8 protein-coding genes are annotated in these 13876 nt (G+C 36.0%); 5 read left to right on the top strand and 3 right to left on the bottom strand.

Translation table 11 applies throughout. The features are described from left to right. Positions 1-40 precede the first annotated feature (40 nt). The gene (locus tag IGK21_RS09170; RefSeq protein ID WP_010737965.1) at positions 41-1144 is read right to left on the bottom strand and encodes a M24 family metallopeptidase; all 1104 of its coding nucleotides are present in this window, start codon (positions 1142-1144) and stop codon (positions 41-43) included. A gap of 207 nt (positions 1145-1351) precedes the next feature. On the opposite strand from IGK21_RS09170, the gene ccpA reads away from it, so the two are divergent. The 3 genes from ccpA to IGK21_RS09155 all read left to right on the top strand — a co-directional run bounded on the left by ccpA (position 1352) and on the right by IGK21_RS09155 (position 7890). Next, positions 1352-2353, top strand: a complete 1002-nt coding sequence (ccpA, locus tag IGK21_RS09165) for a catabolite control protein A (RefSeq protein ID WP_010718548.1) — start codon at positions 1352-1354, stop codon at positions 2351-2353. 212 nt (positions 2354-2565) lie between these two features. Beyond that, positions 2566-4995, top strand: coding sequence for a hypothetical protein (locus tag IGK21_RS09160; RefSeq protein WP_438719264.1), 2430 nt, complete (start codon positions 2566-2568; stop codon positions 4993-4995). Positions 4996-5508: 513 nt separating this feature from the next. Continuing rightward, entirely contained in the window at positions 5509-7890 is a 2382-nt protein-coding gene (locus IGK21_RS09155; RefSeq protein WP_438719262.1) for a hypothetical protein, read from the top strand. 91 nt (positions 7891-7981) lie between these two features. Here IGK21_RS09155 and IGK21_RS09150 read toward each other — a convergent pair whose 3' ends face one another. Continuing rightward, positions 7982-10327, bottom strand: a complete 2346-nt coding sequence (locus IGK21_RS09150; RefSeq protein WP_034700950.1) for a transglycosylase domain-containing protein — start codon at positions 10325-10327, stop codon at positions 7982-7984. Between the two features lie 292 nt (positions 10328-10619). On the opposite strand from IGK21_RS09150, the gene IGK21_RS09145 reads away from it, so the two are divergent. Next, positions 10620-11519: a deoxyribonuclease IV gene (locus IGK21_RS09145; RefSeq protein ID WP_010737962.1), complete on the top strand. Its 900-nt coding sequence runs from the start codon at positions 10620-10622 to the stop codon at positions 11517-11519. A 244-nt stretch (positions 11520-11763) separates the two neighbouring features. Here the strand turns inward: IGK21_RS09145 and IGK21_RS09140 are convergent, their stop codons facing one another. Continuing rightward, positions 11764-13341 carry an Nramp family divalent metal transporter gene (locus IGK21_RS09140; RefSeq protein ID WP_010718543.1) on the bottom strand — a complete coding sequence of 526 codons (1578 nt, stop codon included), beginning with the start codon at positions 13339-13341 and terminating at the stop codon, positions 11764-11766. A 238-nt stretch (positions 13342-13579) separates the two neighbouring features. Here IGK21_RS09140 and IGK21_RS09135 point away from each other — a divergent pair, with 238 nt between their 5' ends. Then, entirely contained in the window at positions 13580-13804 is a 225-nt protein-coding gene (locus IGK21_RS09135) for a YneF family protein (RefSeq protein WP_010718542.1), read from the top strand. The last annotated feature ends 72 nt before the right edge of the window (positions 13805-13876 follow it).

Here is a 13876-nt window from a genome sequence, read left to right as displayed (position 1 = left end):
ATCGCTTATTCGTTCGGAGTTAACCGCTTCTTTCACGACCTTACTCAATAACCAATAATTCTTTTGGCGTAGTTGTAAATGGAATACAGCCGTCTTTTGTCACGTAGACACAGTCTTCGATTCGAACACCTACTTGATCAGGGATATAGATTCCTGGTTCAAGTGAGAAGCACATGCCTTCTTCGATGACTAAATCATTTCCTGCTACAAGGGAAGGAAATTCATGGACAGTGGTTCCGATTCCGTGACCTAGACGATGATTGAAGTATTCGCCATAGCCATAGCTATTGATTACATTTCTTGCAATTTGATCTAGTTCGGCAGCCGTTACGCCGGGACGTACAGCTGCTTGGGCAGCTAATTGTGCCTCAAGTGTGATTTGATAAATTTTTTCCTGAAATTCAGTTGGTTTTTTATAGGCTACAGTTCGAGTAGCATCGCTGCAATAACCATCCCAAACAACACCTAAATCAAACAAAACAAGTTCATTAGGCGAAATTTTTGTGCTGCCTGGAGCACCGTGGGGGCTTGCTGCGTTTTTACCAGCTAAAACAAGCGTGTCAAACGACATTTGCGAAACACCTTGTTTTTTTAGTTGGTATTCGATTTCTGCAATGATTGCTTGCTCAGTAACACCTTCTTTTACTGCCTTAAAGCCGATTTCAAAGGCAACATCTGCCCATTTACCAGCAGCAAGTAATTGGTCTTTTTCTTCCAGTGTTTTGATTAATTGGAGACGTTGAATGATTGCTGTTAAATCAGTAAAGTTGTCAGAACCAGTTAGAACATCTGAAATGGCATCGAAACGATCAACGGTTAACGCATTTTTTTCGATTCCGATATTTCCAGGCTGACCATAACGGTGACGAATTTCTTTCCCAATGATTTCCCAAGGATTTTCGCTGTCTAAATAGCCACGAACATCAAAAGACCATGCACTGTTTTGTGCATCTTCAACTTCTAAAGCCGGAGTGAATAAAAAAGGATCCTGTTCAAGTGGGATAAATAGTGCTAAGACACGTTCATGGGGTTCACTTTCGTATCCTGAAAAATAAGCGATGTGTCCTGGATCACTAATATAGGCAAGATCCACTTGATTTTGAGCCATCCATTTACGTAATTCGTTGATTTTTACGTTATTCATTTTGGCATCCTTCTTTCTAATTTATTGAATTATTAGATAATTGTACCACTTAATGTTTCAAAGACCAACGTATAAAAGTGAAAAAATGAATTATTTTCATGAAAGCGGTAGTAAAACGGTTGCAATTTTGAGTATTATTTGTTATCCTGTTTTAGAAATGTAAAGCGTATTTTCAGAAAACATATAAAAATGAACAGGAGAGCAAGAATGGAAAAGCAAACAATTACTATTTATGATGTAGCGAGAGAGGCAAATGTTTCGATGGCTACTGTTTCACGTGTCGTTAACGGGAATCCGAATGTCAAACCTGCGACTAGAAAAAAAGTGTTAGAAGTCATTGATCGATTGGACTATCGTCCGAATGCTGTTGCACGTGGGCTAGCAAGTAAGAAGACAACGACAGTAGGGGTAATCATTCCAGATGTCAGCAATATGTTTTTTGCTTCTTTAGCACGTGGGATCGATGATGTTGCTACAATGTACAAATACAACATCATTTTAGCAAATTCAGACGGCAATGATCAAAAAGAAGTGAATGTATTAAATAATTTGTTAGCAAAACAAGTAGATGGCGTGATCTTCATGGGACATCATATCACTGATGAAATCCGTGGTGAGTTTTCTCGATCTAAGACTCCTGTAGTATTGGCTGGCTCAATTGACCCTGATGAACAAGTTGGAAGTGTGAATATCGATTACACTTCAGCAACTAAGGATGCTGTCAATAAATTAGCTAAGAATGGCAATAAAAAAATTGCCTTTGTCAGTGGGGCATTGATTGATCCAATCAATGGTCAAAATCGCTTGAAAGGATATAAAGAAGCACTTAAAGAAAATAATTTACCTTACAGCGAAGGTTTGATCTTTGAAGCAGAGTATAACTTTAAAGACGGATTAACTTTAGTTGATCGCATTCATAACAGTGGCGCAACAGCTGTTTATGTTTCAGATGATGAATTAGCTATCGGTATTTTAGATGGTCTTTTAGATAAGGGTGTGAAAGTACCGGAAGAATTTGAGATCATTACAAGTAATAACTCATTGTTAACAGAAGTTGCACGTCCACGCCTAACAAGTATCACACAACCATTGTATGATTTAGGTGCCGTTTCAATGCGTCTATTAACAAAAATGATGAATAAAGAAGAAGTTGAAGAAAAAACAATTATCTTACCTTATGGAATTGAAGAAAAAGGATCGACGAAATAATAAGTGATTAACACTCCACTAGATGATGCTAGTGGAGTGTTTTTAACTTCTAAAATGAAACAAGTAAACATTCGTTGAAGCTTTTAGCTAGTTAACAAGAACAACTATTTATTTTTTTGTAAAAACTTGGACAAATTTTAGCTTTTTATTCCGTATAATGAAATGGAATCTCTATCAGAAGAGAAAATTTAAATTGTAAGGAGAAGTTATAAATGTCAGATTTTTATTTTGTGAAACTGCTTCCTGATGTTTACGATGAGTTAAAAACTTCAAAGTATAAAGACATAATATTAGAAAATTTAAATAGGACATATCTTGCATTGGAAAGAAATAGGAGAAATTGGTATATTCCTATTAAATCTTTTACAGAGAATGCTATTACAGATTTTGTATTTCCATTACCAGTAATGGAAGAGAAGTACAAGAACAATCGTCGCTGTACTCCAGGTTTTGTTTTTAATCATTCCTTATATCTTGATTCTTCACTGGTAATAGTAACTAAGGATCCGGGAATGGAATTATATCGTCCGTTTATAGAAGAAAATAAAGAAAAGATCATAGAAAAATTTTATTATTTTGTAAGTGTGGCACATCATATTAATGCACGTGGTAAGTGGGGTAGCTCAATTGACTTATTTCCAGAAGGAGTTGAATATACACTAAATCTTAGGTTTAATGAGGGAATAGACGATAAAAGTATACAAAGCTTGAACAAACGGGGGGATAGGGAAGGGATTGAAACGTATCGAAAAAAACAACTTTCAACTTTTCTAGAAGAGGATAATTTTATTAAGTTTTTATCTGTTACAGCGCATCTTCCTTGGCAACAGTCAAAAATAACCCAAAACCTGATCGCCCAAAAACCAGATGTCCAATTGGCTCTCGAGGCTCAGGAATGGAAGAAACTAGAAAAAAAATTAAAACTGGGTCCAGACGCACTTTATAAAGACCATATAGAAGTACGTTTCGACAAAAAAACAAAAAGTAAACTAACAGCTTCTTTTCTAGTACAGGTTTTCGATGTTAGTGAATTAGCGGAAAAGCAAGAAATACCCAGACCAGCATACTATGTAGGGAATCAAACAGTTGATTCATTTCTCTACCAAATTTTGTTCCAAAGTATTAACCAATTTACAAGTATGCCAATCGAGATTCAATCAGGGATGAATGATAAACAAACATTGAGTAACTTTATGCGTTCAGCCATACATAAGACAAGAGGAACTAGTACCGATTATCCAGACCAATTAGAATATTTTAAATCAGAAGCGATTGGTTATATCTTAGCAAAACATATAGGTTTACATACGGAGAGTTATTCTTTTGAATATCTTTCTACTTTGAAAAAAAGTGAATTGTCTGACAGTAAAATCGATACTATTTTAGTTAGCATTAGTAGGGAAGTAATTCAAATATATGGACGGTTTAGAGACAATTTTAACGATATTTTGAAAAAAAGTATGGAAAATAATACAGTCATCCAATTTCAAAATAATCAATCTATTGAATTATTAGACCCTGTCAACACATGGAAAAAAAGACTTGAAGCTTCAAATGAACGTAATCAAAAAAGGGTTGACAGCATACGTTTGGAAGAAGAGAAACAAAAACAGCATGACCCACAAGTATGGATAGAAGTACAAACGAACAGTAGTGAAAGAACCAATTGGAATAAAGATGAAAGTAAAATGCAAAGTCCTGAAGAGCCAAATAGAGAAAACAATAGCGATTATTGTAGGGAAATCGAAAGTAAGCAAGTGATGACTGTCAAAGAAGGGGATAACCAGCAATCAGGTGACTCTAAAGGAACAGACAAAGGTGATGCAAGCCTACCTTTAGAAAAAGCTGAGGATATCAGCTTGACCAACATAAAAAAAACTGAAAATAGTAAGAAAAACGACCATCAGACAGAGCAGATTGAAGAAACAAGTAAAAAGCATCAAAATAAGCAGAAAAAAATGACTGGGAAAAAAGTTACAAGAAAAGGAAGTAAAAGAAACAACAAGAGCAATTCAGAAAAAAATGCTACCAATGATCTAAGAAGTTCTGACCCTAGAACTTCTACAAGCTCGATTGACATGAAGGTCGAAAAAAATGCAAGCCTACTTTTAGAAAAAGCTAAGGATATCAGTTTAACCAACACAAAAAAAACTGTGCCATCAATGAATAGTAAGGGAAATGAGCAACAGACAGTTCATATGAGAAAAGCTGAGGATACCAACCGAAATGAATTTGAACATTCGACGACTATTAATAGAATTAACCCGCAGACAGAGCATCAAGAATCTTCTACCCTTAAAACCTTTGCAAGCTTGTTTGACATGAAAGCCAAAGAAGGTGCAAGCCTATCTTTGAAAAAAGCTGAGGGTACCAATCGAACTGAATCTAAACTTTCGACGACTATTAATGGAAAAGATCAGCAGACAGATCATCAAGCGGATCAAAGTGAGTCGGAAGAAATGACTTGGGAAACAGTTACAAGAAAAGGAAGTCAAAGAAGCAACAAAAGCACTTCAGAAAAAGTAGGTACGAACAATCTAACTTATCTAACTCAATGCCAAAGGATAGCTCAGAAAGAAGCAACTAAAAACAATCGGCAGAAAAAAAATGGAGTATCCGGGCGTAGAACATTGACAAGATAAAAAAGCTCCTTTAAAACCATAACAAGATAAAAACGAGAGTGGGACAATAGTCAGAAAAAAATCTGATTATTGCCCCATTTTTTTGATTTTAAGGTACATAAAAAGCACAACCTTGTATGATTAAAATGCTTAAACAAAAATCAAAGGAGTGTACTTTATGTTTAAAAATTATACCATCAGCCAAACAACTTTACCACGAAATGTAGAACATTAACTGTTACCACCTTTATGTGGATGAAAGGCGGTTATATGCGAAATGGACAGCGCAAACCAGGTTATAATTTCCAAATCGCCACCGATTGAGAAAGAACTATTGTCCCACTCTCGTTTTAACTTCTAAAAAAGATTTAGTGATTGAAATAAGTAAACATTCGTTGAAGCTTTTAGCTAGTTAACAAGAACAACTATTTATTTTTTTTGTAAAAACTTGGACAAATTTTAGCTTTTTATTCCGTATAATGAAATGGAATCTCTATCAGAAGAGAAAATCTAAATTGTAAGGAGAAGTTATAAATGTCAGATTTTTATTTTGTGAAACTGCTTCCTGATGTTTACGATGAGTTAAAAACTTCAAAGTACAAAGAAATAACATTAGAAAATTTAAATAGGACATATCTTGCATTGGAAAGAAATAGGAGAAATTGGTATATTCCTATTAAATCTTTTACAGAGAAAATTTTTACAGAGTTTGTATATCCATTGCCAGTAATGGAAGAGAAGTACAAGAACAATCGTCGCTGTACTCCAGGTTTTGTTTTTAATCATTCCTTGTATCTTGATTCTTCACTGGTAATAGTAACTAAGGATCCGGGAATGGAATTATATCGTCCGTTTATAGAAGAAAATAAAGAAAAGATCATAGAAAAATTTCATTATTTTGTAAGTGTGGCACATCATATTAATGAACGTGGTAATAAGTTGGTTAACTCAATTGACTTATTTCCAGAAGGAGTTGAATATACACTAAATCTTAGGTTTAATGAGGGAATAGACGATAAAAGTATACAAAGCTTGAATAAACGGGGGGATAGGGAAGGGATTGAAACGTATCGAAAAAAACAACTTTCAACTTTTCTAGAAGAGGATAATTTTATTAAGTTTTTATCTGTTACAGCGCATCTTCCTTGGCAACACTCAAAAATAACCCAAAACCTGATCGCCCAAAAACCAGATGTCCAATTGGCTCTCGAGGCTCACGAATGGAAGAAACTAGAAAAAAAATTAAAACTGGGTCCAGAGGCACTTTATAGAGACCATACAGAAGTACGTTTCGACAAAGAAACAAAAAGTAAACTAACAGCCTCTTTTCTAGTACAGGTTTTCGATGTTAGTGAATTAGCGGAAAAGCAAGAAATACCCAGACCAGCATACTATGTAGGGAATCAAACAGTTGATTCATTTCTCTACCAAATTTTGTTCCAAAGTATTAACCAATTTAAAGGTATGCCAATCGAGATTCAATCAGGGATGAATGATAAACAAACATTGAGTAACTTTATGCGTTCAGCCATACATAAGACAAGAGGGACTAGTACCGATTATCCAGACCAATTAGAATATTTTAAATCAGAAGCGATTGGTTATATCTTAGCAAAACATATAGGTTTACATACGGAGAGTTATTCTTTTGAATATCTTTCTACTTTGAAAAAAAGTGAATTGTCTGACAGTAAAATCGATGCTATTTTACTTAGCATTAGTAGGAAAGTAAGTCAAATATATGGACGGTTTAGAGACAATTTTAACGATATTTTGAAAAAAAGCATGGAAAATGATACAGTCTTCCAATTTCAAAACAATCAATCTATTGAGTTATTAGATCCTGTCAACAAATGGAGAAAAAGACGTGAAGCTTCAAATGAACGTAATCAAAAAAGGGTTGACAGCATACGTTTGGAAGAAGAGAAACAAAAACAGCATGACCCACAAGTATGGATAGAAGTACAAACTAGCAGTAGTGAAAGAACCAATTGGAATAAAGATGAAAGTAAAATGCAAAGTCCTGAAGAGCCAAATAGAGAAAACAATAGCGATTATTGTAGGGAAATCGAAAGTAAGCAAGTGATGACTGTCAAAGAAGGGGATAACCGGCAATCAGGTGACTTTAAAGGAAAAGACAAAGATGATGCAAGCCTACCTTTAGAAAAAGCTGAGCCCTCGATGAATATCGATGGAAATGACCAACAGTCAGATAACCTAAAGAAATCAAGTGAAACGAACCCGCTGTGGTTTGAAATTGGGGTATGGGAACCAGTCATACATGAAAAAGAAAAAAGCAAACCTGCTGCCAATGATCTAAATAGTTTTAACCCTAGCACCTTTAAAAGCTTGACTGCTCCTAAATTCAAAGAAGAAACCAGCCTATATTTAGAAAAAGCTGAGCCCTCGATGAATATCAATGGAAATGACCAACAGTCAGATAACCTAAAGAAATCAAGTGAAACGAACCCGCTGTGGTTTGAAATTGGGGTATGGGAACCAGTCATACATGAAAAAGAAAAAAGCAAACCTGCTACCAATGATCTAAATAGTTTTAACCCTAGCACCTTTAAAAGCTTGACTGCTCCTAAATTCAAAGAAGGAACCAGCCTATATTTAGAAAAAGCTGAGCCCTCGATGAATATCAATGGAAATGACCAACAGTCAGATAACCTAAAGAAATCAAGTGAAACGAACCCGCTGTGGTTTGAAATTGGGGTATGGGAACCAGTCACATATGAAAAAGAAAAAAGCAAACCTGCTATCAATGATCTAAATCAGTCTAAATATTCACCGACTACAGATAAAAATACTCATCAACAGCAAACAGTGGATCAAAAAAGGAATAAAGCAATAAACTTAGTCAAACAGCAAGAAAAAAAGCGTACGGGCTCTACTGAAAAATTAACAAGATAAAAACAGTCGCCAAAATTGGCGACTGTTTTTAGGTTCTTTGTCAAATAATGTCAGTTCGTTTTCATCAATATTAAAGATGATAGACTTTGAATTATTCATTTTCTTTATCATTTTCTTTTTTGGCTGGATTTGCTCGAGCAAAGGCTGAAGCAGTACCCCAATAATTTTTATAGTTTTCATCCGTTCCACCGACACCAAACTTGAATGTTGATTTTTTTGGACCATTTTTTGCCCAAAGCGATTCAACTGTCTGACTTGGTGTTTCGATGGTTTTCTTATCAACAGTAACTTTACCAGGAAGTTGTCCTGTAAAGGATGCTACTTTTTTCTTGGAGACATCAGAAGATAATTCAAATTTATCCTTTGTCCCGAACATCGCTGGATTTGCTTGGTATACTTGATTAATGAGATTGGCTAAATAGCTAGAAGAACGTAATCGGGCTCTTGAGTCCATTCCAGTGTTGTCATCGTGACCTGCCCAACTACTGATCGTAATAGATGGCGTTGAAACAATCAGCCAAGAATCACGGTAGTCATTTGTTGAACCTGTTTTGCCGATCCAATCCGCTTGTCCCAGTTCATGATTTAAAGCAGTAATATCATCTTTAAAAGGTGTCGTGATTTTCGCAGTGATTACACTACGCATCATATCATTCATAATTGATGCTGTAGCTTCAGAATACACTCTTACAGGTTTTTCCTCATGTTTGTAGATGACTTTTCCTGAGTTATCAGTAATTGAATCAATCAAATAACCTTCTTGATAGACCCCGCCATTAGCTAAAGCTTGGAAGCCATTGGTTTGTTCCAAAGTCGTTACATCAACGGTTCCCAAAGGTGCAGACTCAACGCCCCAATTATCGTTGGTTGGATAATTCATTTTTGCCAAGTAATTTTCATAAGCATATTGTTTAGAACCTCCATTTTCTAAAACATCCTGATATAAATGATAGGCAGGGATATTGTTAGACCATTCCAAAGATTCTCGAATCGTTTGGAAGGTATTAGAACCTTCATTCGTTGCATTGACGATTTTTTCTCCTGCGTTACTTCCTTCTTGCCAGGTAGTTGCGTAATCAGAAACACGTGATTCTGATCCTACGAGCCCCATATCGATGGCTGGACCATACACGAGTACTGGTTTAATCGAAGACCCAGCTTGTCTTTGGGTGTCAAAAGCATGATTATTTTGGTTTTGTAGATAATTTCTACCACCAACAAAACCATAGATACGACCAGTTTTATTATCCATCAAGACATTTCCTGTCTCAACTTGTGTGGCTTTGCCATCGTCTAATAGATGACCATAACTTTTTGCTGCTTCTTGCATTGCCGCATAAACATTTTTATCGATCGTTGAATGGATCGTATAACCTTTGTTTTGGATCGTTTGTTGTGCTTTTTGATAGTAGGCATCATAGACTGAACTATCAGATAAATCTGCATCATCTTTTTCAGCTAATTGTTTAGTGATGATCTCTGTGGCTTCACCCATAACGGTATAATATAGAAACTCACGATCACTTTGTTCAGCAATCTGTTGTGGTAAGAAATCTTTCGTGAGATCATAAGCTTTCGCTTCTTCATATTGTTGTTTTGTGATTTTATTTTCACGATACATGCTGAATAGAACCACATCTTTTCGATTTAATCCTGCTGAAAGGTCTTCTTTTAAACTCCCAGTATTTGTATAAGGACTATAAGTGATCGGACTTTGTGGCAAGCCTGCGATAAAGGCAGCTTGTGGCAAGTTGACATCCTTGGCATTGACACCAAAGATTCCTTTCGCTGCTTCTTGTACACCAGCGATATTTTGTCCTTTATTGTTTCGACCAAATGGAGAAACATTTAGATACATAGAAATAATTTCATTTTTGGAAAAGTGTTTCTCGACTTGTGCTGCTAATAAAATTTCATTTGCTTTTCGCTTGAATGTTGTTTCATCAGTTAAGATTTGTTGTTTGACTAACTGTTGAGTCAACGTGGAACCACCGGAAGAACCGATACCAGTTGCTTCAGAAAATAAAGCACGCAAAACAGCTTTTGGTACATAGCCGTTATGTCGCTCAAAATACTCATCTTCAGTACTAATGATTGCAGTTTTCAATAAAGGCGAAATTTGATCTGAAGGAACGGCTGTCCGCATTAAATCAGTTTGGATCTTTGATATTTCAGAATTGTCAGCATAAACAAGTTTAGATGTTTCTGTAATGTTGCCAAGCTCTGATTGCAGGGTTGCTTTGGATGGTATTTCGGTATCTTCAACAAGATAGGCAAAATAACCAGCTCCGATACCAACACCAAGGGCTGCCAGTAGCAGAAGAAGGACGACGATAAAAGTAGTCAGTGATTGGAAGACACCAAAAGCGATGTTTAATCCCAACCATTTTTGCTTTTTCCTTCGATGTTGCTTTTTCCGAGTATCTTTACGTGGCAAAAGGGTTCACCTCAACTAATAGTTTTATTTCGCTAATTATAGCAAATAATGGAACAAAAAAACAGATATGGTGATTTTTATAAGGATTATTTCAACTTTCTTTTTCTGAATGATAGAGTGAACGAGGAACTTAAAGCACTAGACCGGTTTTCGAGTCGTAAACTTTCCTTTCACTATATGTTCAGTTAAAATAGAAAAAGATTAGCTTATTTAGAGTGATTATCAATGAATGGAATATGGCTTGATAAGGATTTCGATCATTGACTCACTTTTTATGGAGAGGAAGAATTTTATGTTATTAGGGTCACACGTAAGCATGAGTGGGAAAAAAATGCTATTAGGGGCAGCAGAAGAAGCTGCAAGTTACGGTGCTTCAACCTTTATGATTTATACTGGAGCACCGCAAAATACTAGACGTAAAGCAATTGAAGACATGAATATCGAAGCGGGGAAAGCGTATATGAAGGAACATGGATTATCTGATATAGTGGTTCATGCACCTTATATTATTAATTTGGGAAATACGATTAAACCGGAGATGTTTCCTTTTGCGGTTCAATTTTTAAGAGAAGAGATCGTCCGAGCGGAGGCTTTAGGAGCAACACAGATCACTTTGCATCCAGGTGCCCATGTCGGTGCTGGTGCCGAAGCTGGTATCGCCAAAATCATTGAAGGATTGAATGAAGTTTTGACGAAAGAACAGACTGCACAAATTGCTTTAGAGACAATGGCTGGTAAAGGGACGGAAGTCGGTCGGACATTTGAAGAATTAGCGCAGATCATTGATGGCGTGACTTTGAATGAAAAATTGTCTGTGACATTTGATACTTGTCATACGAACGATGCAGGCTATGACGTGTGTCATGATTTTTCAGGTGTCATGACAGAATTTGATAAAGTAATCGGCTTGGATCGATTGAAAGTGTTACACATCAATGACTCGAAGAATCCTCAAGGGTCACATAAGGATCGTCATGCTAATATTGGTTTCGGGACGATCGGTTTTGATGCACTGAAAGAAATCGTACATGAACCGATGTTTTCAGATATTGCCAAAATCTTAGAAACCCCTTATGTAGGGAAAGAGAAAAAAACGGCCTATGCACCATATGGAAAAGAAATTGCTATGTTAAAAGAAAAACACTTTGATCCAGAAGCTTTCCCAGAATTATTAGCAGCAGTGAATGAATAAACAAATGAAACCTTAAAGTTTTGATTGTAGGATTTGTGCAAAATCTACTGATATTAGTAGAAAAAAACGTGATTTATCTACTTCACGAAGACATTTCAACAAATGGACATAAAAGTTGTTGAATGTAGTAATACGAATTAAAATAAGCCGAAGAATTTCCCAGAGTAACCATTTCGGGATTCTTTGGCTTATTTTTTAAAGTTGGACACTTAAGGAACAACTTTTTTATCATCTAATCTTTTTATTAGTTATTTTCTTGAACGGTTAGTTGTTGCAAACGTTCTGCGTATCTTTTGTTCCCTTTATACAAGTCGACGATCGTCCAACACAATAAGGCTAAGACAGCAAAGATAATCAAGTAAGCCACATTGTCTGCCCACATCAATTCATTGGTAGTTGCTTGATCACCAAAGAAACTTTCGATTTGTCCAGGCAACCCTCGTAAATTCAAGAATGTCAGACTGATTACGGAGATCCAGCCTAAAGATTTAACGAATAGATTATTTTTAAATTGTTTCCCCATCTCTACTTCACTATTTGTCATCATCAATAATGGAATCATTGAAAAAGGAAGCGCAAATGCAAGGAATACTTGAGATTCGTTCATCAAATGATTCAAAGCAGTATGTTCTTCGATCGTTCCTTTCGTGCTGGTAAAGAGGACACAGAGTAAAACAGGGATGACAGACAAGAGACGTGTGACCAAACGACGTAACCAAATCGGCATACGCATGTGGATAAAGCCTTCCATGATCACTTGTCCTGTCAGTGTTCCAGTAATCGTAGAATTTTGTCCAGAAGCTAAAAGGGCAACAGCAAATAATGTAGATAAAATGCCAGATTTTGCTACAGTGGTCAATACATCATTGCTCATAACAGAAGGATTAGACAATGCTTCGTAAAGCCCAAAAAATGATGGGTCTTGCACAGAACCATTTTTAAATACTGCAACGCCCATGATCAAAAGTAAAGCATTGACTAAAAAAGCCATAGTTAATTGAATATTAGAATCCCAAGTTGTAAAACGAACAGCTCGAGCGATATCGGTTGGGTCTTTCCGATCGATTTCTCTCGTTTGTGAGACTGCAGAATGGAGATACAAATTATGAGGCATGACAGTTGCGCCAATGATTCCTAATGCACCTGTCAATGGTGTTTCACCACCAATCATCGGTGAATCAGCAAACGTTTTGCTATTAGGAACAAAGCCAGCAAATAAATGTTTCCAGTCGGGATTTGACAAAGCCACTTGGTAGACAAAAACGAATAAAATGACAAAGATCAAACAAACGACGATCGCTTCAATTTTACGAAAGCCAATCTTAGTTAACATCAATAAAACAAAAACATCAAAAACAGTAATAAATACGGCAATTACTAATGGAATATCAAAAAGTAAATAAAGGGCAATGGCGGCCCCAATTACTTCTGCAATATCGGTTGCCATGATTGCCAATTCAGTTAACACCCACAAAATCACACCAAGTGTTTTACTTGTACGGGCTCGGATGGCTTGGGCTAAATCCATTTGACTAACGATGCCTAGTTTTGCTGCCATATATTGCAAGAGCATAGCGACTAAGCTGGATAAAAGAATGACTGACATCAGTAAATATTGAAAGTTTTGTCCTCCTGTAATAGAAGTCGACCAGTTTCCTGGGTCCATATAACCTACCGCAACGAGTGCGCCAGGACCTGAATAAGCTAATAATGTTTTAAAAAAACTTTTCCCTTTAGGAACTTTGACTGTTCCGTTCACTTCAGCTAAAGATAAGCCGTTGGTGTGTTCAATCAATTTTTGTTTATGGAATTGATTACTCAAAAAAATCACCTCTCATTTTCTTCACGACCCCATTCTACACCTGCATCAAAAAAATTGAAAGCAATTTATTCGGTTTGCCTAAAAAAAATATATGGTTAAGCTTCTGTTTGGCGAAGTTATAGGAAAGCAGTAAAATAAACTTTTTAGCCAAAACTAAAGAAAACGCCTTTCTTTTTTGGGAAAACTTTAGTAAAATAAGTCATTGAGAGCAATTCGGAAATAGAAAGGAGAGATTTATATGGTAAAAACAGGAATAGTCGTACTTATCGCAGTTATTGCTTTATTAATCGGCGCAATCGGTGGATTCTTTTTTGCGCGTAAATATATGAAAGATTATTTAGAAAAAAATCCTCCCGTTAATGAGGACATGTTACGATCAATGATGATGTCAATGGGGCAAAAACCATCTGAAAAGAAAATTCGTCAGATGATGCAACAAATGAAAAACCAAGGGAAAAAATAGGGTTTTCATTGGACAAATCATAGCGGGCTGATTGATTTCAGCTCGCTTTTTTTGTTAGATGGATTTATGGAA

Source organism: Enterococcus sp. DIV1421a, assembly GCF_051711025.1.
In the GTDB taxonomy this organism is placed as follows: domain Bacteria; phylum Bacillota; class Bacilli; order Lactobacillales; family Enterococcaceae; genus Enterococcus_B; species Enterococcus_B hirae.
This window is presented reverse-complemented; position numbering and strand designations above follow the sequence as displayed.

Excerpts from the sequence above, each read along its gene's own strand:
- IGK21_RS09155 (WP_438719262.1), top strand. The coding sequence starts at position 5,509 with ATGTCAGATTTTTATTTTGTGAAACTGCTTCCTGATGTTTACGATGAG.
- IGK21_RS09160 (WP_438719264.1), top strand. The coding sequence starts at position 2,566 with ATGTCAGATTTTTATTTTGTGAAACTGCTTCCTGATGTTTACGATGAG.
- IGK21_RS09170 (WP_010737965.1), bottom strand. The coding sequence starts at position 1,144 with ATGAATAACGTAAAAATCAACGAATTACGTAAATGGATGGCTCAAAAT.
- IGK21_RS09135 (WP_010718542.1), top strand. The coding sequence starts at position 13,580 with ATGGTAAAAACAGGAATAGTCGTACTTATCGCAGTTATTGCTTTATTA.
- IGK21_RS09145 (WP_010737962.1), top strand. The coding sequence starts at position 10,620 with ATGTTATTAGGGTCACACGTAAGCATGAGTGGGAAAAAAATGCTATTA.
- ccpA (WP_010718548.1), top strand. The coding sequence starts at position 1,352 with ATGGAAAAGCAAACAATTACTATTTATGATGTAGCGAGAGAGGCAAAT.